The sequence below is a fragment of the uncultured Bradyrhizobium sp. genome (genome assembly GCF_947648125.1).
Taxonomy (GTDB): Bacteria; Pseudomonadota; Alphaproteobacteria; order Rhizobiales; family Xanthobacteraceae; genus Bradyrhizobium.
Genome location: NZ_CANSMR010000001.1, coordinates 123,418 through 146,716, shown reverse-complemented (window position 1 = coordinate 146,716; position 23,299 = coordinate 123,418). Strand labels below are relative to the sequence as shown.

Here is a 23,299-nt window from a genome sequence, read left to right as displayed (position 1 = left end):
CGTCGTCGAGCGTAACGCTGGCGGTCGACACGACTGTGGGGAATCGTTCGAGCGACCAATCCCGGGGGACCGGCAAGGTCGTTTGCAGGACGGAGCGGACGCTCCGGCTCCGAATAAGCAAGCCTCTGAGGGTTCGCTGCACACGCCCGCCCCACCCGCAAGCGCCGTCACGGGGCGCTCTCCTCGGCAAAAACAAGCACGAGCCCGGCGATTGAGAGCGGCCCATCCTATTGAACTGACCTAAGAAATTGATCCGCATTGATCCCGGCGCGGCGCGACTGGCGCATCTGTGCGATGTTGATCCTTGAAAAGTTCATTCGAATGAGTTAACTTCTATCGCATGAAAAGGGAAGAGCCTCTGATGAAAACAGACGAAGCGACACCCAGCGGACACGAAATGCGGAGCGCGAAAACGCGCTCTCGGTTGATTGAGGCTGCGATCGAGGTGATCGGTGCTGTCGGATATGAAGGAGCGAGCACACGCACGCTGGCGAAAGCCGCGAAAGCCAATCTCTCGGCCATTCCTTACCATTTCGGAGGGAAGAAGGAATTGTATTTGGCGGCCGCAGAGACGATTGCGGAGTATGCCCATGCCCGTTTCGGGGAAATAGGCAGCATCCTGGAAGGGCCGCAAACAGGCGACAAAGCTGCGCGCTTCGAGGAAGCACTGGTAAGTCTCCTGCAATTCCTCTTGAGGGATGCCGAGCCGCACACGTGGACGATGTTTGTGGCGCGGTGTGCCTATGACAATGACGAGGCCTTCGCCCTGATCCATGAGCGGGCGATCGTGCCCTTATTGGAGCATCTCGTCGAGTTCGCGGGCGATTTTTACAAAGGCGCCCCGAAAGGTGAGGCGCTACGGCTGCGCGTAAGCGCGATCGTCACCGCGATCATCAGCTTCAGGCTCCTTCGCGGCATCCTGCTTCGCGGCATGGGCTGGAAGACAATTCAGGACAGCGGCGTGCGCCAGATCGAAGAGATGATCCGCGACCTCTGTCGCAGTGACTTCCTGGAAGTCCGGCTTTCCCAATGACAGGTGAGCGGAAAGGCGGCCGGTTCGGAGCATTTCATCGTTTTCTATCCCCAAACAAGCAAGGAAACAAGCAATGACCGAACAATCTTATGCGCATGAGAGCGTCGCTTGGGCAAAGCAGCGGCTCGATGACTTGGACACGATCATATCGGAGGTGGAGAAATCCTCCGCCAACTTGAAGGAGAGCGCACGTAAGGAGGCCGACCGCGCGCTGGCACGCTTGCAAGAATCCCAGGTCAATCTGCGGAGATTTTACGACGGCCTGCGCACGGAGGCCGACGCCGTCAAGCGCAGTACCCAGGAAGTTCAGAGTGCGATCGAGGCCGAGTGGGTCAATGTGGAATCGGCGTTCCAGTCTTTCCTGTCGGCTGCCGGGGATCAGGCGGATACGGTGCGCGATGTCGTTGCCGCGCGCGCGCAAGCCCAGCGCCGGTCGTGGGAGGCGTCCCTGACAGCCCTGCGCAAACAGGCGACTGAGATCGTGGACAAGGCGCGCGGCGAGTTCGACGCCGCGATCAAGCGCCTATCGGACGAGACCGAGAAATTTCAGAGCCGGATCGGTGAGGTCAAGGATGCCGGCGACCAGTCCTGGAACGCCGTGAAGAGCGGACTTGCCGAGGCCAGGGCCGTTCATGACCGTACAATCCAGAAGATCAAAGAGGCACTCTCGAAGCTGCTGTAATGCGGTCCCTTCGACTTGCGACTGTCCCAGTTCAATCTCCAAGAGAGAAATGACATGAAATCACGTTCCTGGGCTTTTTGCCTTGCAATCCTTGCCGAGGTCACGGTTTGCGCAGCCGGCTTTGCGCAGGACCAGGCCCCGCACGCCGCTCGGTCCAATCAGAACCAGCCGTCATCGGCCCGGCAGGCGATACAGTGGTCGCAGGACCGGCTCTCCGAATTCGACGCCGCCATCGCCAATTTGGAGCAGGACCTCGCCAAGCGCCAGGCGGATGTCCGTGCAAAGGCCGACGCCGCGCTCAAGGAACTTCGGGACACGCGAGAGGCTTATCGCGTCAAGGCCGAAGAAGCCGCAGCCAACGCGCGGACCTGGACGGATACTCAGGTCGCCGATGCACGCAAAGCGCTCGACGAACGCTCGAGCGCGTTCCAGGCCAAGGTGGGTGAGTATCTCGATACGGTAAAGGCCGATCTCGCTACCCGTCAGGCCGTACTGGAGGCTGAATTCGAGGCTCGCCAGAAGGCATGGCAGAAATCGATCGATGAGCTGCGCACTGAAGCCGACAAGCTCGCCGCCAAGCAGAGAGCGGGCATTGACGCCCGCATCGACGGCCTCAAGGCCCAGGTCGATGAGGCAAAGGTACGGGTCGGACGCCTTCAGACGGCCTCGCGCGAAGCATGGGACGCCGTGATGCGAAACTATGCCGACGCCCAGCAGCGCTTCGCCGACACATACAACTCGATCCGCAAGTCCATCAAGGACGCGATCCAGTAGTCCTATACGCTCGGACCCGGGGGGAGGACTCGTTTCGATCCTCTCCTGTCCGGGCGGATAGGCTCTCCTCTTGCGCAAGAATCGCGGAGAAGACGATGAGCCTTAAGAGTGAAATCGCGGCCCTACGGGCGGAGCTAGACGCCCGAGCCCACGGAACAGCGACCGAGCAGAGAAGCCCGAGCCCGTCGCCTCGCGTGGAGGAGCAGCAGGCAGGCGGCACGCATGACCCGCATGACGTCGAGACGCTCCTGAAGATGCTGAACGACATGCTCGACGAGTTCGGTGAAGAGCTGGACAAGTACCCCAGATTGACCGCGCTCAGTGTGCTCTGCGTCGGCCTTGTGCTCGGCGTCGTTATCGGTCGCCGGCTCCGCTGACCGTTTCCCGCTCCGATCGAAAGGCCAAACCATGTCCACTCTCAGCTCGGCAAAACTCTATGCCCGGATGGCGCTGCTTCGCCGCCAAGTTCTCCTCCGGCAACTGATCCGACGCACGATGGCGGGCGCGTTGGCGGTCGCCGCGATCATCGTCGCCGCCGGTCTTGCGACCTACGCTCTGTTCCTGACGATCCGGGTTCCGTTCGGCGACCTCGGAGCTACCTTGGCGATTGCTGCGATCTATCTTGCAGCAGCGTTCAGTTTGCTGGTCTACGCTCTGCGGGAGCCAGCCTCGCCCGAGCTTGAAGCGCTCGCGGAAATGGAGGCGGCCGCACTCGAGACCGCGATGGCTGACTCACAGGGGGTGGTAGAGATGTTGACAGCCGCAGGGCATCGCATCGAGAGCCTTGGCGATAGCCTCACACTTGGTTTCGGTATCTTGTCTGCGCTGCGCAAACTGCTGGCGTCCCGCAAATCTTGAACAAGCCGTTGGAGGAACCGTCCGTTCAAAGATGACGATATTGACCGACGGAGAACTGCCGCCAGACGTCGACGAACAAGGCGGCGATCGAGGGGCCGCGAATGAGGGTTCGCCTGCACAATAAACATCGGGTCAATCGCAAAAGCTGCCGGCGGCGACCGAATCCGACCGAGTCGAAGCCATTATCCCCTCCATTCGGCGTCAAGCACCTCGTCGCCGTGCGCGCGGCGGTGCTTGCACGGCGCGAGCGCACGGCAAAACGCTTCAAGGGGCCTGCCGACGGGCTTCGGCTCGCGGTGCTCGGCGTGGTTCTGATGAGCCTGGCAACACTGGCTTTAATGGACCCGATTTCCGGAAGGAAACTCCCCGACTACGTCCCCGGCATTTCGGCAATCTTCGGCGGCGTGATGCTCTGCATCGCCATCATCCGAATCGGTTGGCCGGCTCTCTATCTCGATTGGATCGCGAGCGGACTACTGTATATCGGCCTCGGAGCCATCCTTTACAGGAACTCGACCGCAATCTCGAATGAGATCTTCGTGCTGTTCTGCACCCTCTTCCTTGCCTCGGCCGCCCTGCGGATCTGGATCGCCGCGACGCTCGGCGCCAAGGACGACAGGACGGCATGGCTCATGGCCGGCGGCCTGACCGGTTTGTTCTGCTCCTTCTGGACCATCGTCATGTGGCTTACAGCGATAGCAATCGATCCCGACCTCGTCGTCTGCGTCGATGTCGTGCTTTACGGCCTCTCCATCGCCGGTTTCGGTCTGTCCCTGCGTGAGCCAGGGGCATGGGACACTTCGAGGTGATTTGTTCAAGTTCTGGACGGGGAACGAAATTTCACGCCGGAAAGCACGGCGATGATCCGGAACTGCATCGCCGTTCGGAGCCGGACGATAAAGCTAGCGGCGGGGTTCTCTGCCGGCCGCCGCGGTCATTTCCTCGCGCTCTCTTTGCCCGCTTCGGCATCGCCGCCGTAACATTGACCCGGTCAAGCGGCGGTACCCCAAGGCTGCCCCTCGCCTCCGGCAAACGAGCCAGCCGCCTTTGCGTCGCCACAACACGAATGCCACGGCCCGCCTTTCGTGCATGAATTCACAGCAGCGCGCGGCGAGGAATCAGACGTCGAAGAAACACGGTTTCTCCCGGCCCCTGCAGATTGATCGTGCAGGTATAGACGGTCCTGCCGTCGTGCTCACCACGCGCCGCGGATATCCTGATGAGATGGGCTCCGTAACGGAACAGCGCGATGTCACGTAGACCGACCTCCTCGTAGGAAATCTGCGCAAAGCGAGCCAACGCCGCCTTTAGAATGCGCTGGCGCGTAAGGCTTCCGGACCGCTTCTTGGGCGCCTTTAGCGGTTTGCTCAACCTCGCTCAATCGCTGTTCACATAGATCCAGGGCTCCGAACTCAGGTTAACGGAGGTTTTCGGCTTGGGTGAAGTCTGATTCCGTTGCGTGGCCCTGATTCGGAGCCGCCGCCATGAGTTTGACCATTCTCATACCTGCCGAGAAATCGCGTCTTCGGGCGCTGCTTGACCATTTTGCCTTAATCGAGGACCCACGCGATCCGTGGCGCGTGGCACATCCATTGCCGGAGGTTCTGCTGCTGGTTGTCTGCGGCACGATTGCCGATTGCGACGACTACGAAGGGATCGCCGAATGGGGCGAGGCCCATCTGGCGTTCCTGCGTGGCTTCCTACCTTATCATCACGGGGGTCCGGATGCGCGGTGGCTCAACATCCTCATGAACCGCATCGATCCGGGATTCTTCTCGGCTGCTTTTACGGCCTGGGTGCGGGAGACTTGGCCCGATCGTCTGGATCTTATCGCCATCGACGGCAAAACCTCGCGTCGAAGTCACGATCGCAGCGCCGACAAAGCGCCGCTTCACCTCGTCTCAGCCTTCGCAACCACCAGCCGCCTGGTGCTCGGCCAGGAAGCTGTCGCGGACAAGACCAACGAAACAACGGCGATTCCGATCCTGGTTGAGCGGCTCGCCGCCAATGATGGTCTCAAGGGTGCGCTGGTCTCGATCGACGCCATCGCCACGAATCCCGCCGTTGCCACCACGATCAGGCGCGCGCAGGCCGACTATCTCCTGGCTGTGAAGGCCAACCAGCCGACTTTACGCGACGAGATCGAGACACTCTTCGCCGAGGCTCCTGCGGCCAGCCTCCAGAGCACCACCGACGTGGATAAAGGCCACGGCCGCATCGAGCAGCGAACGGTCACCGTCGCCCGCGAGGTCGACTGGCTCAACGGCGACCGCCGCTTTCCCGGCGAACTGCGCCTGCCCGACGTCGCTACGATCATCAGGGTGGCTTCACGTGCCGAATTGAAAGACCGCGGCCGCTTCGAGACCCGATACTACGTCTCGTCCGCGACCCTGTCGGCCTGTCGCGCAGCAGAAGCCGTTCGCGGCCACTGGGCCATTGAGAACAGCCTCCACTGGGTCCTCGACGTCACCTTCAGCGAAGACCAATCGCGCCTGAGAACGGGACATGGTGCGAAAAACATGGCCGTCGTCAGGCACTTCGCCATCAACCTTATCCGCGCTGTCGACGACAAGCGAAGTATCAAGCTCAGACGCAAGCGCGCCGGCTGGCAGCCCGGCTACCTCGCCACAATCCTCGGACACCCTTCGCGTTAACCTGGATTCGGAGCCCTGGACATAGATCAAGCTGACCACCAAGTCGGCCTCATATTGAAAAAGCTGGGATTTCCATGAAAGGATGCTGTTTGGCCAGTTAATTTGGAGCGATGGCCGTTCTAGTCGGCGGCTATCTCTTCGGAAAGATGCTGAACTGGTATTCGGCGGCGTTTTAAACTTTGAGGATTCATTCGATTTAAGAACGGTAGTTCGTGGGCACCGTTGTTAAGTGAGGAAATCCTCAGTAGATGCTAACTACTAGAGTTCCGATTCCGAAGTTCGCAACCTATCGCGGCGACCTCTGATGCGAACTTCGGAATCAAAGGAGCTCTAGCAACTTATTGATGCTAGTGCGGCTCTTGAATTTGAAGTTCCTATAACGAACTCGCGGCAAAATTGATAGGAACTTCAAATTCGCCGCACTAGTCGCCGGCGCCTCTGAGTGAGGCACCGGTGCATGCTGGGCAAAACCAGCCGCCAGAGCGGCAATGAATATGGGAATGCTATCGTGCTTCTTTGTGACGAGAAGACCTGATGCAGGACATCAAGCCCGACGGTAACGGCACGAGCGCGCGAGTGCGGCCCAACGCACTGGATGCAGCGACGCCTGACGCTATGGTGGCCAACCCGCTCGCGTTGATTCCGCAGCCGCCCTCGCCTTCAAGCAAGCCTGTGGCGCGAACGAGATTTCGGCTTTGGTTCGTCCTCGCCGCACTGCTCGTCGTCGTTGGCGGCGCCGGTAGTGGCTGGTACTGGTGGCAACACTACCGGGCGGCGCTGCCCGATGGCATCGTTTGGGGTAATGGTCGGCTCGAGGCCGATGATATCGACATAACGCCGAAGTACCCCGGGCGCGTCGCCACCCTGCTGGTCGATGAGGGTGATCTCGTCAAGGCGGGGCAAGTCGTGGCCCGTATGGACACACGCGATGCGCAGGCGACGCTGCAAAAAGCCGAAGCCCAGGTCCAACAGGCTAAGCGCACGCTTGAGGAAGCCTCCGCCAACGTGGTGCAGCAAGAGACCCAGCAGAAGTTCGCCGCGCAGCAGTTTGATCGCACCAAGACTCTATTTGAGAAGGGCTATGCGACCAATGAATTACTCGACCAGCGCCAGCAGGCATTGGACGGTGCCAACGCCGCTTTGAACGCAGCGACTGCCAAGGTCGGTGAAACGGAGCATGCGCTCGCTGCGGCGATGCAGGATGTCGCCTACAACAAGATCGTGGTCGACGACGGCGTGCTGGTGGCTCCGCGCGCTGCACGGGTGCAGTATCGGTTCGTCAATACCGGCGAAGTGATCGGCGCCGGTGTCAAGATCTTTACCCTGCTCGACCTGTCGAAAGTCTACATGACGGTGTTCCTGCCGACCAAGGATGTCGGCAAGATCGCGCTCGGCGCGGAGGGGCGGATCGTGCTCGATGCGCTGCCCGACTTGGTCATCCCGGGCAACGTCTCCTTCATCTCCCCGACGTCGCAGTTCACCCCGAAGACCGTCGAGACACAGTCGGAACGGGACAAGCTGATGTTTCGGATCAAGGTGCGAGTCGACCCAGACCTGCTCGCGAACCATATCGCTGACGTGCGCACCGGTCTGCCGGGTGTCGCCTATATCCGCTTCGATCCCAAGGTCACATGGCCCGCGCATCTACAGCCAAATCTGCCGGCCGGTGCCGGGTCGAGCGCCAGCACCGGGGCGGTGCCGAAATGAATGAGCCGGAAGGCCTTGCCGCGCGGCTGACCGACGTCGCCCATCGTTACGGTGCCATATCGGCACTCGCCGGCGTAACGCTCGATTTGCCCGCGGAAATCGTGGTCGGCCTGATCGGGCCGGATGGCGTGGGCAAGTCGTCGCTGCTCGGCCTCATTGCCGGCGCGCGCAAGCTGCAGTCGGGACAGGCACAAGTGCTCGGCGGCGATATCGCCGATGCGCGGCACCGGCGTGCCATCTGCCCGCGCGTCGCCTACATGCCCCAGGGACTTGGCAGCAATCTCTATGCCGAACTCAGCGTCGCCGAAAATATCGATTTCTTCTCGCGCCTGTTCGACCAGGCCGCGGCAGAACGCACGGCTCGGATCGACGAGCTGTTACGGAGCACCGGTTTGGCGGCCTTCCGCGATCGGCCAGTACGCAAGCTGTCTGGCGGGATGAAGCAGAAGCTCGGCCTATGCTGCGCGTTGATCCACGACCCGGATCTTTTGATCCTCGACGAGCCGACGACTGGCATCGACCCGCTGTCGCGCCGCCAATTTTGGGAGTTGATCGACACCATGCGTGCCAGGAGGCCGGGCATGACCGTGCTGGTCGCGACCGCCTATATGGAGGAAGCGGAGCGGTTCGACTGGCTGGTCGCGATGGACGGCGGGCGTATACTGGCGACTGGCGGCGCTGCAGCGCTGAAGGCGCGTGCGGGCGCGGCCACACTCGAGGCCGCCTTCATCGCACTAGTGCCCGAGACGGCTCGCGATGGCTACCGGGCCGTTCACATCCCACCGCGCCAGACGCAGCCCGGCCCACCAGCCATCGTGGCGCGCGGCCTAACGCGGCGTTTCGGTGATTTCGCCGCCGTCGATCACGTCGATCTCACGATCGAGCGCGGCGAGATCTTCGGATTTGTCGGCTCCAACGGCTGCGGCAAGACGACCACGATGAAGATGCTCACCGGCCTGCTGCCGGTGACCCAGGGCGAGGCGCTGCTGTTCGGCCGCAGTGTTGGCGCCACCGATGTCGATATGCGCCGGCGCGTCGGGTACATGTCGCAATCCTTCTCGCTCTATGGCGAGCTGACTATCCGGCAGAACCTAGAGCTGCACGCGCGGCTGTTTCAGATCCCGGCCGACCGGGCAAAAACGCGCATCGCGTCGCTGGTCGAGGGCTTTCACCTGGCCGGGCATCTCGACGAGAGGTCAGATCACCTGCCACTCGGTATTCGTCAACGGCTCTCGCTCGCGGCCGCCGTCATCCACGAGCCGGAGATGCTAATCCTAGATGAGCCGACCTCCGGCGTCGACCCGATCGCGCGGGACGAGTTCTGGGCGCGGTTGGTCGATCTTTCGCGCAACCAGGACGTCACGATCTTCATCTCCACCCATTTCATGAACGAGGCGGCGCGCTGCGACCGGGTCGCGCTGATGCATGCCGGGCGCATCCTGGCGACCGCGGCGCCGGCAGGGCTCATTGATGCGCGCGGCGCCGCCACGCTGGAAGAGGCCTTTATCGCCTATCTCGAAGAAGCGACCGACCAAGCCCAGCCGACCGCAGAGCGGGCCATGGTACGACCAGGGATTGATATGCCGCGAACCGCTTCGTCGCGATCCCATCCGGCCGCATCTGCCGGAACCGACCGTACGCCGTCGCCGGCCACCTGGTTCAGCCCCCGGCGCCTCATCGCCTATGCCCGCTGCGAGATGCTGCAGATCCTGCGTGACCCGATCCGGCTGGCGATCTCGTTCTTCGGCACCGCCCTCCTGATGCTGGTCTTCGGCTACGGCATCACGTTCGATGTCGAGCATCTGACCTTTGCTGTGCTCGACCGGGATCAGACGCCGGAGAGCCGCAACTACACTGAGGAATTCGCCGATACGCGCTATTTCGACCAGCAAGCGCGGCTTACCGACTATGCTGAGCTCGATCGGGGGCTCAAGAGCGGCAGGCTCTCCTTCGTGATCGAAATACCGCCCGGCTTCGGTCGCGACGTGAAGCGCGGCACGGCGACCGAGGTCTCCGCCTGGATCGATGGCGCCATGCCTTTTCGCGCCGAAACCATCCTGGGCTACCTGAACGGCGTTCATTTAAGCTACCTGACGCGCCTTAATTTACGCGTGACCGGGACACAGACGCCGTGGCAACCGGTCCAGATCGCGACCCGCGCCCGCTACAACCAGGACTTCAAAAGCATCTACGCGATGGTGCCCTCGGTGATCGGCCTTTTGCTGCTCTTCATCCCGGCGATCCTCATGGCACTTAGCATTGTGCGCGAGAAGGAGCTTGGCTCGATCGTCAACCTCTACGTGACGCCGGTCAGCCGGCTCGAATTCCTGCTGGGCAAGCAACTACCTTATGTTGGCCTCGCGATGGTGAACTGCGCTTCAATGGTGGCGCTCGCCGTATTCGTGTTCCAGGTGCCGGTCAAGGGCAGTGCATCGGCGCTGACGCTCGCCGCACTCATCTATTCCATCGCGACCACTGGCATCGGGCTTCTGATCTCCGCGTTCACCACCACTCAGGTCGCCGCGCTGGCCGGCACGGCGATCCTGACCCTGATGCCCGCGTTGCAATTCTCCGGCATGATCGTGCCGGTCTCCTCACTCTCGGGTATCGAGGCGGCGATCGGCTACGGTTTTCCGACGACATACTTCCTGAAAATCAGCGTGGGCGCCTTCACCAAGGCGCTGAGCTTTGCGGACTTGGCCGGCAATCTGCTCACGCTCGCCGCCTTCGTCCCGGTGCTGACTGGGTTCAGCCTGCTTTTTCTGCCGAAGCAGGACCGCTGAATCATGAGCTCGCTGTCCAACATCTGGCACCTCGGCATCAAGGAACTGCGCAGCCTGGGCCACGACACCGTGCTGATTGTGCTCATCGTCTTTGCCTTCTCCTATGCGATCTACAGCCTGGCGACCGGCATTTCCTTCGAATTGCGGAATGCCTCGATCGCCATCGTCGACGAGGACCACTCGCGCCTGTCGAACAATATCGCGGCCGCCCTGCTGCCTCCCTACTTCAAACCGCCAGAACAGATCGCCCCCGGCGAGCTTGTTCGGCGTCTAGATAACGGACGCGATACCTTCGTCCTCGACATCCCGCCCAAGTTCCAGGCCGACGTTTCGGCTGGCCGAGCGCCCACGGTCCAGCTCAATACCGACGCCACGGCCGTGGTGCAGGCCGGCATCGGAGCCAATTATATCCAGCAGATCGTAACCGACGAGGTCGATAGATTTTACTATGGCATCGACAGCCAGCCGGACCCGGCGGTAGCGTTGCGCACACGCATCGCCTTTAACGATAACCTGGAATCCTCGTGGTTCATGGGCGTTGCATGGCTCATCAATGTCGTGACGATGCTTGCCATGGTTCTGTCGGGAGCAGCCGTGATCCGTGAGCGCGAACATGGCACGCTCGACCATCTGTTGGTCATGCCGCTGTCGCCCTTCGAGATCGCCATGGCGAAGGTCTGGGCCAATGGGCTCGTAATCACGATCGCCGCCGGACTCTCGCTTAGGTTCGTCGTGCATGGCGTGCTTGGACTGCCGACGACAGGATCATTCGCGCTCTTCTTGGCGAGCGTGATGCTTTACCTCTTCTTCGCCTCGGCCGTGGGCCTCCTTCTCGGCACGGTCGCGCGCTCCATGCCGCAATTCGGGTTGCTCTTCATCCTTGTTGTACTGCCAATGATCATGCTCTCAGGGAGCTACACGCCGCTCGAAAGCATGCCGCACAGCCTACAAATCGTCATGCAGGCGGTACCCTCGACGCATTTCGTCAAGATCGCGCAGGCGATCCTGTTCCGAGGCGCGGGATTGGACATCATCTGGCCGAACCTGGGCGTGATTGTGGGGGTCGGCGGCCTGCTCTTCGCCCTCGCGCTATCGCGTTTCCGGGCGTCAATCTCGCAGGAAGTCAGCTAAACCTTGCGCGGAAGGGGCTCGAGGATGTCCTGTCCGAGATCACTTGAAGCAATCTACAGCAATTCTTTGGGGGTGATCTTTGAGACTGCAGCGGTATCGAAAACTTACGGATGGACACAATGGTCTTCGACGTCGAGGAGCGGGTCGTCAATATGAACTGAGGTCGCATCCTTCGGACATCAGTGAGCGCAAGGGGTTTAAGACCAACTCTGCGCGGAAATTTGCAGATCGGGTTGATATCGTGAAAACAGACGATCGGATCACAGGGCAAGCGAGCCAGTCGGAAGACGCTTTCAAGGAAGCGCCGGTTCAGCTGCGAGGAATCCGTCCTGATACGTCGTCATCCTTTTCGAATCCCTTGTTGTGGGCCGTTGTTAGCGGCAGCATCAATAAATCAGGCGAGCGCGCGATTTTTTAACGGTGTTGCAGGTGCTTTTGCAGGTAATGTTCCCGGTGATTGTCGGAGTTGCCGCGGGCTACGCCACACTCGGTGGTGCTGGAGCTTCCTTCCATGCGGCTGTGAGATTTTTCCACGCAGACGCAGGCACAAACGCTCTCATATGTGCCCCGTATGCCTGCACGTGGCGACCGTCGCCGATTTCACACCAGGTCATAGCGTAGTCCAAGCCTTGCGCCTTAGCGGCCTGTCTCGCGTGTTTGTCACGGAAACGTCCGACCTTGCGCCGAAAGCGTACCTTGTCTCACGGCAGATCCGCCGTCCGAATTGATCTGGATCAAGGTGACCCACTGCTGATGTGCTCGAATATTTTTCACTGAAGAAACAGGCAGGCACGGTCGTGCGGCAGATTATGGTGGCGACTGACGGCTCCGGCGGCGCAGATCGCGCGGTAGATTTTGCGGCGGAGCTAGCGAAGGCCGCAGGCTGTGCTCTTTCGATCATAACGATCGGCGGAAATCTATCTGGTGAGGAACTGAGACAGCTTGCGCATGATGTGGGATGCAGCATAGGCGATGTCCTCGATTCGCTTTCAGGCCAGATTCTGGCGCACGCGCGGGAAAGAGCCCAGCGCGTCGGCCTACCGGAGATTCATATTCAAACCGGATGGGGCGATGCGGCCACAGCCATTATCGAGACGGCGCAACGGGAAAATGTCGACGTCATCGTAATTGGCCGGCGGGGCCGTGGTCGGCTTGCCGGGCTGCTGCTCGGAAGCGTCTCGCAGAAACTGGTCAGTCTCTCGACCTGTCCCGTTATGGTCGTTCCCTGACCAAGAGTTGGAGCGGCACGCTCGGGAAACGGCGACGCAGATATTGCCGCTTGCCTCCGCCATTTCAGTCTCTGAGTGGGCACTGCGTTTGCGCCGCCGTTCGCTACGAGCGCCTCGAGCAGCCGGGACTTCGATCCCATGAGGCGGACCTTGACTTCTGGGCGAGCGCGCGAAGATGATCGCGGCAATAGCCACCACCTTCAAGACGGATAGCTGGCGCGCGGCGCGGGCGAACTTGCTGAGCATCTGCGGCGTAACCGCTTGGCTCCCTGAGTGCTGAAGCATGGCCTGGGCGCGCTCGGCGTCGGCCTTCGCCTGATCACGAATGGCCATGAGGCCATCGATGCGATCCTTCAGCGCCGGGTCGTCCTGGTCGGCGACGCCCGCCTCGATGGCGTCGTAGAGGCGCTTGAGGCGCGCTTCGGACTCCGCCGCACGGCAATGTACTCGCGCTGGCGCTCCGATCGCTCCTACCGCTGGTCGAGGACCGTGGCGAGGATCGTTTCCAGCCGCTCGGGCTGGAGCAGGCGGTCTTCGAGATGGCTGGCGACAAGATCGTCCAGATTCTCCATCGGCACCGCCATGCCCTCACAAGCGGCCGGTCCCTGCCGGGCCTTGGTCGAACAAGCATAATAGCGATAACGCCCACCCTTGCCGGTGCGGATGGTCATGGCGCCGCCACACTTGGCGCAATGGATCAGGCCGGTAAGCATCGTCGGGCCGCTGATGACGGCAGCCGGCGTCACCTTGGGATGACGAGCCTTTAGCTGCGCCTGCACCGCATCAAACGTCTCGCGGGCGATGATCGGAGGCACCGGCACGACCGCCACCTCCGTTGTCGGTTTCAGCTCCTTGGACTTGGACCGCTTGTTGAATTCATGCTCGCCCATGTGAGTGCGGCGGGTCAGGATGCGGTGGACCTGGCCGATGCCCCAGCGCCCGCCGTCGCGGGTGAAGATGCGGTTGCGGTTGAGATAGCTGACGATGTTCTTGACGCCCATCAGGCCGTGCGCACCGTCGCCAAGGGGCGCCAGCCGTTGGATCAGCCGCACCGTCTCAGCGTGGAGCGGGTCGATCTCCAGCTTCTTCTTGACCTTCGCACCGCGCGTCTCGGCAGCGACCGTGCGATAGCCGATGGGCGGCAGCGAGCCGTTCCGGAAGCCTTGCAGCGCATTCTCCTTCAAAGCCCGCATGACGTGCTTGGCGTTTTCCTTCGACTGATATTCGTCGAACAGCGCCATGATCTGCCGCATCATGACGTGCATGGGATCGTCGCCCATCTCCTGGGTGATGGAGACGAGCTTCACCCCATTCCTCGCCAGCTTCCTGACGTAGAATTCCAGCTCGAAGTGATCGCGGAAGAAGCGGCTGAACGAGCGGACGATCACCACGTCGAAGAGCGCAGGGTTGGACGTGCCCGCTTCGATCATGCGCTGGAACTCGGGGCGGCGGTCATTGGTCGCCGACGCGCCCGGCTCCACATAGATTTCGACGAGCTGGTAGCGGCGCGAGGCGCAATAGGCTTCGCCCTACCGCTTCTGGTCGGCAATGGAGACATCGTGCTCGGCCTGCCGCGCCGTCGAGACGCGAAGATAGAGGGCGGCGCGCAGGGGGGAACTGTGGAAGCGGCAGCGGTCATGCCCGGCCTCCTCTTGCGGTCGTGCCGGGCAATCTATGTCCTGTAAGGGGAAGGACCAGTTCGATTCGGTCGCAGAGCAGCGTGGGACAATCTTTCGCCCACGGCGCTCGATGCGGACGATGCCGTAGCTCGCCAGTCTGTGAAGCGTGCGCGACAGATTGGGTTTGGCCTGTCAGTTCGACCAGTTCATCTAGGGATTCAGGCGCGCGCTCCGCGATCAGGCGCAGCATCGTGCGATTGTCCGCCGTCAGCAGGCGCGCAAAAGACCCTGTTGACGGAAAGCACACGGCGGGAACGCCGGGCATGGCCGTGCGGCTGTCGTCAGCATCTCCGATTCCGACTTTCAGTCTGTGCATCGCTTCTCCTAGTCTTAGTCTAGCACGTCACGAGGACAATTATTATCATCACAAGGCAACTATTCAGGCGGCAATCGAGCATCCCCACCGTCAATCTGTCATTCGGCCTGCAATATTTGACCCCCTAAGCCGGGGGATCGGCGTCCAAAATTTGCGCGGATTGACAATTTTCCCGGCCATGTGGTCGATGCCCTGCGCCTGCGCACAATGCTTGCCCATCTGGGCCGCACACTGCACGTGGGCCTCCTCGCCGACTGCTTCTTCGATCCTGACATGGTACCTCGACCGCGAGGGAGAGACCCCAGGCCGAAGCGCGCCCGCACTTTCCCATTGCCGGCCGGATCGCTGTCCCAATGCCTGCATAACGCGACGTCATCTGGGACCTTGGCAGGTGTCGAACTCTGACGGTGAGGAGATGCTCCGCGCGAAGCGTCTTTCATCGCTCCAACGCGAAATCATCACAGACGATAACGAACGCAAGCGGCAGCTCATCGCGCCGCTTCTCGAGAGACCGCCAGAATGACGAAACCGATCAGTGCGGCCGCGCACGCTGCGATCGACGCCGCAATGGCGCGGCTGCTCGCAACAGCTGACGATCGGGCAACACTTACCATCGCCCGACTTGCATCGGAAGCTGGGCTGCTCTCACGTACAACGCTCTATCGAGCACCAGAGCTGCTCGGCAGATTTCAAGCCGCGTTGAAGCAATGCAATGCTGACTGCGCCACTGCGCTTGCAGTTACCGATCGCATTGATGAACTAGAAGCCGAGATTGCCATGTTGCGCGGTCGGGAGACTGATGAGATGCGAGAACTCCGAGCCGCCAATCGCAACATGACTCAACACATTCAAGCTCAGGCTGCTCGTCCGCGAGCAGGAACAACAAATCGCAAAGCTTCAGCTTGAACTTTCTGGATCGGCGCGAGTGGTGTCCCTGGCTGGACCAGCTCGACGTTGACCGCTTCGCACCCGCTCCAACCGTTTTCGGCGGCTGCGCCAGCCGCGATCGGCGCGGATAAAGGCCTCCAGCATGTGCGGTATCAATGCTGTGGTTTCAATGGGTTCGTAGAGCTTGGCATGCTCCGCGGCATACGCATCAAGCTCTTCCTTGAGGGGCTCGGAGAGCACGATGGTGAGCCGCACCATACCTTGCTTGGCCAGTCGACCAAGTTTCAGATCCGCCACACTCATTCCTCCGATAAATGTGACTGAGACAGTTGGCTGTTCCGATAATCGGCATAGCTGAAGAGATCACGATAAACGCTTGCAGGCACTTCATGCGTGATCTTGACCGGCTTGTCGTCGTCAATTGTGCTGAGCTTGAGTTTTGTCATGTTGATCACCCCCTGTAAGCTTCGAGCACGAGATCGCGGTTGACGATAACCCGCACCGGAAATCCCGGTCGAATGGTCAAGGTCGGCTGAATGTTGAGATTGCGCCGCACCACCTGCTGACCAGTCTGATTGAGCGAATCCCCTGCCCCACGCCGTAGCGCCTGAATGATGGCGCTGTTGGTATTGTTAACGACCGTCCCAGAGTTCACCTCGGTCTCGACGGCGAGCAGCGTCGATAGCGCCGTGCTCCGAGTAACTCTTTCCAGTGGTTATCGACCTCGTCCTCAAGTCCGGAATATCCCGCGACACCCGCGCCGGGCTGTCGCTCCAACACGATCGAGCGCCCATTCGGCATGATGAGCCGGGTCCAGACTAGGAGCACGCGTGACTGCCCAAATGCGACCTGGCTATCGTAGGTCCCTATCAGTCGCGCTCCTTGCGGAATTAGCCTGATACGCCCGGTCGGAGTATCGAATACCGCCTCTGTCACTTGCGCCGTGATAACAGCTGGTAAGGAGTTGGCGTCGACAGCCGTCCGGAATTCACCAATGGACGGGCGAAGGCATGCTCGGCTGCAAGTTCGAGCACGGCGTTGCGAAAGCGGCGGCTCATCTCCGAAGTGCCCCCGTGATTTGCATGTCGCAATGTGGCGTAGCTCAGCCGCGCTCGATCAGGCTTTCGGCCTTGGCTTGTAGCCGGTCCATTGCGCTTCGCAGCACCACGCGTTCGCCACGATCTTGCCCGAGCGACGGGCGATCATCGGCTCAAGCAACGCGCGTGTCAGCTTGATCGGTCATCGGCAATCTCAAGGCCGAGCACCGCATGGGCCGAAATTATCTGTGGTTTCCCCAGGGCGACGCTGCCAACGCCGTCCTCGCCGCTGCTAGCTACAACTTCCGCTGCTCACCGGCTGGCCCAGCCTTTTGCTGCGCCAAATCCCCTCGCTCTCACTTGCCGCACTTCAGACCGCTCCAGCCTGAAGCCAGAGTTCTTCACGTACGACTATTGAAATTGCGATATAAATATTCTCCGCATCTCGTCCAAAATTGATTGGAAGCAACATTTAACCAGTGTTGGAATTTTCGTGAAGGCCAGAAGCAGCCTGGCCTATCTAGCGGGGCTGCATTCGTGCGCCTGCGTCGATGCTGATCGTCGTGGCGTTGAGATAGGCATTCTCGGCGATGTGCTTGACCAGGCTGGCAAACTCGTCGGGTTGCCCCATCCTGTTGGGATAGAGGATCATGCGGTCGACGATCGACTGCGAAACCTTCGGCGGCATGCCGGCGACCATCCCGGTGTCGAACAGCCCAGGCGCGATAGAGACGACGCGAATGCCATATTCAGCGAGATCTCGCGCGACAGGCAACGTGAGGCCGACCACGCCAGCCTTGCTGGCGCTGTAGGCCGCTTGGCCCACCTGCCCTTGCGACGCTGCGCCGGACGCGGTGTTGATGATAACGCCACGTTCGCCGCTCGGGTCCTCTGGTTCGTTGCGGCTCATAGCTAACGCCGCAAAGCGGATGACGTTGAAGGTTCCGGTGAGGTTGATGCCAATAACCTTGTTCCAGGTCGCCAGCGGAAACGGCTGCTCCTTCGAAAGAGTCTTGGCTGCATCGGCGACGCCCGCACAATTGACGGCGATATGAACCGCATGGAAAACTTCGAGCACGGCATCGACGCTGGATCGGACGCTGGTCTCGTCGGCAACATCGACAACGCGCCCGAACGCGCCGCTCCCCAGTTCCCGGCAAAGATCGGCGAGCCGCGCATCGTCACGATCAAGGGCGGCGACGCGCACGCCCGCCTTCGCCAATATCACGCACGATGCCCGCCCCAGCCCCGACGCGGCGCCGGTCACGATCGCGACTTTTCCATCCAACTGCATGAACGCCCTCCTGCTCGATCTTCTGTATCAACGGCCAAGGATGGTGATGGAGGCTACAGCCTCTTCGATACCCTGAAGGCCGCCGCCGTTTTCGGCGAGCGCGATCCGCGCCCCTTCGACCTGCCGCGGTCCCGCCTCGCTGCGCAGTTGCGCCACCAATTCATGTACCTGCCCGATCCCGGTGGCGCCGACAGGATGTCCCTTGGATTCAAGTCCACCGGACGGATTGACCGGTATGCGTCCGCCGAGCGAGGTGTCGCCGCGCTCCGAAATGATGCCGCCTTCTCCGAAGTCGCAGAATCCGAGATTCTCGATCTGGATGATCTCGCCCATGGCCGTCGCGTCATGCACCTCGGCGACGGAGACGTCATCCGGACCGATGCCAGCCTTGTCATAAGCCTTTTTAGCCGCGAGCGCGGTACAGTGCCGCTCCACTTCAGACGGATCACGATCGCTGCCAGTCTGGATCACCGATGCCAGCACGCGGATGGCCCGCGACTTCCCGAGACCAAGCCGCTTCAACCCGGCCTTGGTCACAAGGATCGCTGCCGCCGCACCGTCGGATATCGGCGAGCACATCGGCAACGTCAATGGATAGGTGATCGGCGGGGCATTGAGCACTTCGTCAACCGAGTAGGCATTGCGGAACTGCGCCAGCGAATTTTCCATGGAATGCCGATGGTTCTTCGCCGCCACCACCGCAAGCTGGCGCTGCGTGGTGCCGAACCGCTTCATGTGCTGACGTGAGAACGCCGCGTAGACATCCATGAACACGCTGTAGGGCTTGTCCGAAGTCGAGCCTTCCGGCACCTCAACGCCCTCGCCGAGCGCCAGCAGCCTGTCCCGAATTTCACCATCGCGGCTGACGTCCCAGGCACTGTCGAACGCCTCGAACATCAGCTTGCGATCTGTGGAGAACATCTTCTCGGCACCGAGCGCGAGTGCGACATCGCCCTCACCCGCCTTGAGGAAAGTCGCCGCGAGGTTGAATGCCGTGCTGCCGCTGGCGCAAGCGTTCTCGACATTGACCACGGGAATGCCGCCGATGCCCATTTCGCGCAGAAGGATCTCGCCACGGATCATGTGTTGGCGCTCCATATGACCCTGCGACGCATTGGCGAAAAAGGCCGTCTCGATGTCGGCCTTCCGCAATCCCGCATCGCCAAGCGCCGCGTCCACCGCCCTGCGCGCCAGAGTCTTCATATCGATATCTAGCATGCGCCCAAACGGGGTCATGCCAACGCCGACCACATAGATGTCGCTCACCGCGCCCTCCCTTAAGGATTGGAACTCTTCTCTTGTCGCTGCCTGGTAAATATCCCCCGGCAAAGCCGGGGGCTTTAGGAATTGGCCGCTCAAAGCGGCCGTGGGGACGCTAACGCGTCCCCGATTTTGTTGGCCGCCTGAAGGCGGCCTTAGCGCCACATATTCAATTGGTCGAGCCGGGTATCCTCGGCCTCCTGCTTGCGGATTTACTCCCTGATCACCACTTCGTCTCGACCGACGGTCGAGATGAAGTGTCCCCAGGCCCAGAAATGCTGCCCTACGAAATTGCGCTTTCACTCGCCGTAGACGCGGGCCAAGTGGATCGCGCTCTTCCCCTTGATGTACCCGATCATTTGCGACACCGCATATTTGGGCGGGATCGAAATCATCATGTGAACATAATCGAGCATCAAATGCCCCCTCTTCTATCCTGCACTCCTTCTGCATTGCCAATCTGCGGAACACTTCCCCGAGATGTTGCCTCAACTCCCCTGCAGCGCCTTCCTTCGGCACTTGGGAATGAAGACCACACGATAATTGCACTCCCATTCGCTGTGGCTTAGGCTCTCGTAATCGTCCATCGCGAAACTCCTTCTCGTGTGCGTGGTGGCTCACGAGTCGCGAGTTTCGTCGATGTATAACTGCCTGAAATGTCAAACTTATGCTGCCTCCCCGGCAGAGCCGGGGGTCTCCCTTCGTAGACTAGTCTTTCAGCTCCGGTAGCGCGCACAGCACCTGCTCGGTATGCTCGCCAAGACGAGGCACGCCCGAGCGCGGCCCGGGATGCTCGCCGGAGAAAATCAGCGGCTGTGCCACGTGATGGCGCCGCTCGCCGTTGCCATCCGCCACCTCGCGAAAAAGCCCGCGCGCGCGGAAGTGCGGATCGGCGGTCACTTCGCTCAACGAGTTTACCGGCCCCCACGGAATACCCGCGACGTCCAGCTGCTCCGCCCAATCGGCCCGATCGCGCGTCGCCAGCAGGGCAGCGATCTTTCCCTGCAACGCATCGCTCCGCACGACCCGCTCGCCACGATTGAAACCAGCCGCATCAGGCATGCCAAGCAGCTCGCACAGCGGCCGCCAGAACCAGTCTTCATGAGCGATCGACAAAGTGAGGAGACGACCGTCCGCACATTTGAAGATGCCATAGGCCGGCTCGGCGCCTATGTCGGCAAGCGGCGCACCGTTCATCACCGGACCCAGCATCACCGACATCCAGGACACTAGGCCATCCGTCATCGAGACGTCGACATATTTTCCTTTTCCCGTGCGTGCGCGCTCGAACAGCGCCGCCAACGCGCCGACGGCAGCGAACATGCCGGAAGACAGGTCTCCGACCGCGATGCTTCCCGGATCTTCCACTGAGCCCTGCCCGGCGTGACGAAAGAGAAACCCGGCGAGCGCCTGATAGGAGATGTCGTGGGCCGGGCGATCGCGATATGGCCCGTCCTGCCCGAAGCCGGAGATCGAGACATAGACCAGCCTCGGGTTGAGCTCCGCCATCGCCTCATAACCGAAACCGAGGCGCGCCATGGTGCCCGGACGAAATCCTTCCATCAGGACGTCAGCAGAAGCGACCAGCCTGCGCAGGTTCAGCTTGCCTTCGACGCTCTTGAGATCCAGCGCCACCGACTGCTTGCCGCGATTGAGCGCGCCATGAAAGCCCGGAAACTGCCGTGCCGGGTCGCCAGCTCCCGGGCGCTCCACCAGGATCACCTCAGCACCAAGGTCACTCAGCAACAAGGTTGCGTAGGGTCCTGGATACTGCTCGGCCAGACTGATTACCCGAATTCCAGCGAGGGGAAGACTCATCTCGATGCGCTTTCCGGCAGCCACTTGACTTGTATTAGTCCTCGAAGTCTGTAGCATAACTGCGCAAATAATCAATTAACTTGAAAGTCAATTTTGCGGGAGAGAGCGGTGGAATCGGTAATTTCTGAAATTCGGGGCGGCGCGATGTGGATCACGCTGAACCGGCCGGATGCACTCAATGCCATCACTCCCGCAGTGGTTTCGGGCATCAACGCGGCGCTCGACAAGGCTCAGCTGTCGGACGTCCGCGCGGTGGTGCTGACCGGAACGGGGCGCGCGTTCTGCGCCGGCGCCGACCTCAAATTCGTACGCGGCGAAGCGGGGAACGACGAAACGGCGCTGAGCCGCTTTCTCGATACCGTTCTCCTCGTCATGAACCGGCTCGAGACGTTTCCCATGCCAGTCATTGCGTCGCTGAACGGATTGACGCTGGCCGGCGGGCTGGAGCTGACGCTGTGCTGCGATCTCGTTGTTGCGGCGCGCTCGGCCAAGCTCGGCGACGCGCATGCAAACTATGGGCTGTTGCCTGGCGGCGGCAGCTCGGTGCGACTGCCGCGCAAGATCGGCCCGACCCGCGCAAAATATCTGCTGTACACCGGCGAGTTCGTGCCAGCCGAACAGCTTGTCGCCGCCGGACTGGTCAACGAGGTCGTCGATGACGAGATGCTGACCCCGGCGACCGAGGCGCTGGTCGCCAAGCTCGCCAACAAGAGTCTGCTCGTGCTTCGGCGCATGAAGGCGCTGGTCGATGACGGCCTCGAGCAACCTTCTGCGATAGCCTTGCGACAAGAACTGCTCGCCAGCGAAGTCCACGCCCACAGCCACGACTTGAAGGAGGGACTTGCCGCATTCGAGGAAAAACGCAAACCACGCTTCACCGGCAAATAGGAAAAGCAAGCAAGCCGGGGGACGCAAAGAGGAGATGGTAATGAGCCGGGAGACGCGCTTCACACTGCTGTAGCAGATCCAGCATGCGGCCTACCAGCTCGCACCCTCCGTTCGGGAGATGTTCGATCGCGCAGGCCTCGCTCCAGCCGATCTCAAGACCGTGGACGATCTGTCGCGGCTGCCTGTGTTCAAAAAGGAGTCGCTGGTCGAGCTGCAACGCCAGCGACCGGTATTCGGGGGATTACTTGCAGCAAAGGATGAAGAAATCGTCCGCATCTTCGTCTCTCCTGGCCCCATCAACGAACCCCACTTCAGGCACGATCGCGACGGCTGTGGCTTCGGCACCGCCTTTGCCGCCGCCGGCCTCGGCCCCGGCGATCGCGTGCTCAACACCTGGTCCTATCATCTCGTGCCTGCCGGCCTTCTGCTCGACGAAGGCCTGCGCTCCGTCGGTGCGACGGTGATTCCAGCCCGGCACAGGCGGCAGCGAACTGCAGGCGAAGCTGGTGATCGATCTTGGCGTGACCTGCATCTGCGCCTCGACCACCTTCTTTGTCACGCTCGCCGAAGCCATCGAGGCGATGGGTCATCCGCTACCCGGTGGCTGGCAGGTCAGAACCGCCTTGCTCGGCGGCGAACTCGGCGACTGGCTCGGCAAGCGCCGTCGTTTGGAAGCCAGATACGGCATCCGGACCTTCGCAGTGTATGCGACGGCAGACTTCGGCGTGATCGGCTTCGAAAATGGGGCGCAGGATGGCGGCTACGAGATTCATCAGGACCGTATAGTGCAGATCTGCGAGCCGGCGACCGGAGTTCCACTTCCGCAGGGCGAGCCCGGCGAGATCGTGGTCACCACGCTGACGCCAGGCTGGCCGCTGATCCGGTTCGGGACCGGCGATGTCGCCGCCGCCACGGCAACGAATGCCGATGGCACAGTGCGCAGGATCGGCATGCTGCAGGGCGCGTCGGCCAGGCGGTGAAAGCGCGCGAGAGATATTCATCTATCCGCGGCAGCTCGAAGACCTCGCCATTGCCATTCCAGGAATCGGCCGCGCCCAGGCCATCGTCACTCGCCCGCAACTGCGGGACGAAATCACGGTGCGGCTTTCGCTGCTTCCGGACGCGGACCGCGACGCCGTCATGGCGGCCGCGCCGGGCCGCTTCAACGCGCTGTCGCGTCTGAAGGCCGACCGTATCGAGGTGGTGGGCGCCGAGGAACTGCCGGCCGATGCTCCGTTCGTAGTCGACCGGAAGGACGCGTGAACCCG

Annotated in this window: 22 protein-coding genes and 3 pseudogenes; 15 read left to right on the top strand and 10 right to left on the bottom strand. The window is 61.4% G+C overall.

Going from position 1 to position 23,299, the window contains the following annotated elements:
* Window positions 1–361 precede the first annotated feature (361 nt).
* The 6 genes from Q0030_RS00710 (at window position 362) to Q0030_RS00685 (ending at window position 4,156) form a co-directional block, all read left to right on the top strand.
* Window positions 362–1,033 (top strand): CerR family C-terminal domain-containing protein, encoded by a 672-nt coding sequence (locus Q0030_RS00710; RefSeq protein ID WP_298362039.1) that lies wholly within the window; start codon window positions 362–364, stop codon window positions 1,031–1,033.
* Between the two features lie 73 nt (window positions 1,034–1,106).
* On the top strand, window positions 1,107–1,715 hold the full coding sequence (locus Q0030_RS00705) for a hypothetical protein (protein ID WP_298362036.1): 609 nt from the start codon (window positions 1,107–1,109) through the stop codon (window positions 1,713–1,715).
* A gap of 15 nt (window positions 1,716–1,730) precedes the next feature.
* Window positions 1,731–2,489 carry an MbeD/MobD family mobilization/exclusion protein gene (locus tag Q0030_RS00700; protein ID WP_298362034.1) on the top strand — a complete coding sequence of 253 codons (759 nt, stop codon included), beginning with the start codon at window positions 1,731–1,733 and terminating at the stop codon, window positions 2,487–2,489.
* A gap of 95 nt (window positions 2,490–2,584) precedes the next feature.
* The gene (locus Q0030_RS00695) at window positions 2,585–2,866 is read left to right on the top strand and encodes a hypothetical protein (protein ID WP_298362031.1); all 282 of its coding nucleotides are present in this window, start codon (window positions 2,585–2,587) and stop codon (window positions 2,864–2,866) included.
* A gap of 31 nt (window positions 2,867–2,897) precedes the next feature.
* On the top strand, window positions 2,898–3,347 hold the full coding sequence (locus Q0030_RS00690; protein WP_298362029.1) for a hypothetical protein: 450 nt from the start codon (window positions 2,898–2,900) through the stop codon (window positions 3,345–3,347).
* A 101-nt stretch (window positions 3,348–3,448) separates the two neighbouring features.
* Window positions 3,449–4,156 (top strand): hypothetical protein, encoded by a 708-nt coding sequence (locus tag Q0030_RS00685; RefSeq protein ID WP_298362027.1) that lies wholly within the window; start codon window positions 3,449–3,451, stop codon window positions 4,154–4,156.
* 286 nt (window positions 4,157–4,442) lie between these two features.
* On the opposite strand, the gene Q0030_RS00680 is transcribed toward Q0030_RS00685, so the two are convergent.
* Window positions 4,443–4,718: a hypothetical protein gene (locus Q0030_RS00680; RefSeq protein WP_298362025.1), complete on the bottom strand. Its 276-nt coding sequence runs from the start codon at window positions 4,716–4,718 to the stop codon at window positions 4,443–4,445.
* A 113-nt stretch (window positions 4,719–4,831) separates the two neighbouring features.
* Here Q0030_RS00680 and Q0030_RS00675 point away from each other — a divergent pair, with 113 nt between their 5' ends.
* The 5 genes from Q0030_RS00675 (at window position 4,832) to Q0030_RS00655 (ending at window position 12,851) form a co-directional block, all read left to right on the top strand.
* Window positions 4,832–6,001, top strand: a complete 1,170-nt coding sequence (locus tag Q0030_RS00675; RefSeq protein WP_298362022.1) for an ISAs1 family transposase — start codon at window positions 4,832–4,834, stop codon at window positions 5,999–6,001.
* A gap of 534 nt (window positions 6,002–6,535) precedes the next feature.
* Window positions 6,536–7,708, top strand: a complete 1,173-nt coding sequence (locus Q0030_RS00670; RefSeq protein ID WP_298362019.1) for an HlyD family efflux transporter periplasmic adaptor subunit — start codon at window positions 6,536–6,538, stop codon at window positions 7,706–7,708.
* Window positions 7,705–10,491, top strand: a complete 2,787-nt coding sequence (rbbA, locus tag Q0030_RS00665; protein ID WP_298362016.1) for a ribosome-associated ATPase/putative transporter RbbA — start codon at window positions 7,705–7,707, stop codon at window positions 10,489–10,491. Before Q0030_RS00670 ends, rbbA begins: the two co-directional genes overlap by 4 nt.
* A 3-nt stretch (window positions 10,492–10,494) precedes the next feature.
* Window positions 10,495–11,622: an ABC transporter permease gene (locus tag Q0030_RS00660; protein ID WP_298362013.1), complete on the top strand. Its 1,128-nt coding sequence runs from the start codon at window positions 10,495–10,497 to the stop codon at window positions 11,620–11,622.
* Window positions 11,623–12,377: 755 nt separating this feature from the next.
* A complete protein-coding gene (locus Q0030_RS00655; protein ID WP_298362010.1) occupies window positions 12,378–12,851 on the top strand; it encodes a universal stress protein in 474 nt (157 codons plus the stop codon).
* Between the two features lie 470 nt (window positions 12,852–13,321).
* Here Q0030_RS00655 and Q0030_RS00650 read toward each other — a convergent pair whose 3' ends face one another.
* Window positions 13,322–14,332 (bottom strand): recombinase family protein, encoded by a 1,011-nt coding sequence (locus Q0030_RS00650; RefSeq protein WP_298362007.1) that lies wholly within the window; start codon window positions 14,330–14,332, stop codon window positions 13,322–13,324.
* A 1,033-nt stretch (window positions 14,333–15,365) separates the two neighbouring features.
* Here Q0030_RS00650 and Q0030_RS00645 point away from each other — a divergent pair.
* Window positions 15,366–15,752: a hypothetical protein gene (locus Q0030_RS00645; RefSeq protein WP_298362004.1), complete on the top strand. Its 387-nt coding sequence runs from the start codon at window positions 15,366–15,368 to the stop codon at window positions 15,750–15,752.
* Here the strand turns inward: Q0030_RS00645 and Q0030_RS00640 are convergent.
* From Q0030_RS00640 to Q0030_RS00610, 7 genes and pseudogenes are all read right to left on the bottom strand, one after another.
* A complete protein-coding gene (locus Q0030_RS00640; protein WP_298362001.1) occupies window positions 15,744–16,037 on the bottom strand; it encodes a DUF2274 domain-containing protein in 294 nt (97 codons plus the stop codon). The two genes, Q0030_RS00645 and Q0030_RS00640, sit on opposite strands and share 9 nt — an antisense overlap.
* A gap of 26 nt (window positions 16,038–16,063) precedes the next feature.
* Window positions 16,064–16,180 (bottom strand): annotated as a pseudogene (locus tag Q0030_RS00635) (DUF2274 domain-containing protein); the annotation flags it as partial.
* 5 nt (window positions 16,181–16,185) lie between these two features.
* A pseudogene (locus Q0030_RS00630) lies at window positions 16,186–16,682 on the bottom strand (TrbI/VirB10 family protein); the annotation flags it as partial.
* Between the two features lie 609 nt (window positions 16,683–17,291).
* Window positions 17,292–18,065, bottom strand: coding sequence for an SDR family NAD(P)-dependent oxidoreductase (locus Q0030_RS00625; protein ID WP_298361998.1), 774 nt, complete (start codon window positions 18,063–18,065; stop codon window positions 17,292–17,294).
* A gap of 27 nt (window positions 18,066–18,092) precedes the next feature.
* A complete protein-coding gene (locus Q0030_RS00620) occupies window positions 18,093–19,394 on the bottom strand; it encodes a thiolase family protein (RefSeq protein WP_298361995.1) in 1,302 nt (433 codons plus the stop codon).
* Between the two features lie 143 nt (window positions 19,395–19,537).
* Window positions 19,538–19,912: pseudogene (gene tnpA, locus Q0030_RS00615) on the bottom strand (IS200/IS605 family transposase).
* 121 nt (window positions 19,913–20,033) lie between these two features.
* On the bottom strand, window positions 20,034–21,143 hold the full coding sequence (locus Q0030_RS00610) for a CaiB/BaiF CoA-transferase family protein (protein ID WP_298361992.1): 1,110 nt from the start codon (window positions 21,141–21,143) through the stop codon (window positions 20,034–20,036).
* Window positions 21,144–21,251: 108 nt separating this feature from the next.
* Between Q0030_RS00610 and Q0030_RS00605 the strand changes: the two genes are divergently transcribed.
* The gene (locus Q0030_RS00605) at window positions 21,252–22,031 is read left to right on the top strand and encodes an enoyl-CoA hydratase/isomerase family protein (RefSeq protein ID WP_298361989.1); all 780 of its coding nucleotides are present in this window, start codon (window positions 21,252–21,254) and stop codon (window positions 22,029–22,031) included.
* 241 nt (window positions 22,032–22,272) lie between these two features.
* On the opposite strand, the gene Q0030_RS00600 is transcribed toward Q0030_RS00605, so the two are convergent.
* On the bottom strand, window positions 22,273–22,563 hold the full coding sequence (locus Q0030_RS00600) for a hypothetical protein (protein WP_298361987.1): 291 nt from the start codon (window positions 22,561–22,563) through the stop codon (window positions 22,273–22,275).
* On the opposite strand from Q0030_RS00600, the gene Q0030_RS00595 reads away from it, so the two are divergent.
* Both Q0030_RS00595 and Q0030_RS00590 read left to right on the top strand, forming a co-directional pair.
* Window positions 22,538–23,011 carry a hypothetical protein gene (locus Q0030_RS00595; RefSeq protein ID WP_298361984.1) on the top strand — a complete coding sequence of 158 codons (474 nt, stop codon included), beginning with the start codon at window positions 22,538–22,540 and terminating at the stop codon, window positions 23,009–23,011. The two genes, Q0030_RS00600 and Q0030_RS00595, sit on opposite strands and share 26 nt — an antisense overlap.
* A complete protein-coding gene (locus Q0030_RS00590; RefSeq protein WP_298361981.1) occupies window positions 22,953–23,294 on the top strand; it encodes a hypothetical protein in 342 nt (113 codons plus the stop codon). The genes Q0030_RS00595 and Q0030_RS00590 overlap by 59 nt, the downstream gene beginning before the upstream one ends.
* Window positions 23,295–23,299: the final 5 nt, after the last annotated feature.

Bases quoted from the DNA above. Each gene is read 5' to 3' on its own strand.
- Q0030_RS00710 (WP_298362039.1), top strand. From the start codon at position 362: ATGAAAACAGACGAAGCGACACCCAGCGGACACGAAATGCGGAGCGCG.
- Q0030_RS00645 (WP_298362004.1), top strand. From the start codon at position 15,366: ATGACGAAACCGATCAGTGCGGCCGCGCACGCTGCGATCGACGCCGCA.
- Q0030_RS00670 (WP_298362019.1), top strand. From the start codon at position 6,536: ATGCAGGACATCAAGCCCGACGGTAACGGCACGAGCGCGCGAGTGCGG.
- Q0030_RS00610 (WP_298361992.1), bottom strand. From the start codon at position 21,143: ATGAGTCTTCCCCTCGCTGGAATTCGGGTAATCAGTCTGGCCGAGCAG.
- Q0030_RS00690 (WP_298362029.1), top strand. From the start codon at position 2,898: ATGTCCACTCTCAGCTCGGCAAAACTCTATGCCCGGATGGCGCTGCTT.
- Q0030_RS00705 (WP_298362036.1), top strand. From the start codon at position 1,107: ATGACCGAACAATCTTATGCGCATGAGAGCGTCGCTTGGGCAAAGCAG.
- Q0030_RS00675 (WP_298362022.1), top strand. From the start codon at position 4,832: ATGAGTTTGACCATTCTCATACCTGCCGAGAAATCGCGTCTTCGGGCG.
- Q0030_RS00685 (WP_298362027.1), top strand. From the start codon at position 3,449: ATGAGGGTTCGCCTGCACAATAAACATCGGGTCAATCGCAAAAGCTGC.
- Q0030_RS00600 (WP_298361987.1), bottom strand. From the start codon at position 22,563: ATGCAGGTCACGCCAAGATCGATCACCAGCTTCGCCTGCAGTTCGCTG.
- Q0030_RS00660 (WP_298362013.1), top strand. From the start codon at position 10,495: ATGAGCTCGCTGTCCAACATCTGGCACCTCGGCATCAAGGAACTGCGC.
- rbbA (WP_298362016.1), top strand. From the start codon at position 7,705: ATGAATGAGCCGGAAGGCCTTGCCGCGCGGCTGACCGACGTCGCCCAT.
- Q0030_RS00695 (WP_298362031.1), top strand. From the start codon at position 2,585: ATGAGCCTTAAGAGTGAAATCGCGGCCCTACGGGCGGAGCTAGACGCC.
- Q0030_RS00625 (WP_298361998.1), bottom strand. From the start codon at position 18,065: ATGCAGTTGGATGGAAAAGTCGCGATCGTGACCGGCGCCGCGTCGGGG.
- Q0030_RS00590 (WP_298361981.1), top strand. From the start codon at position 22,953: ATGCCGATGGCACAGTGCGCAGGATCGGCATGCTGCAGGGCGCGTCGG.
- Q0030_RS00640 (WP_298362001.1), bottom strand. From the start codon at position 16,037: ATGAGTGTGGCGGATCTGAAACTTGGTCGACTGGCCAAGCAAGGTATG.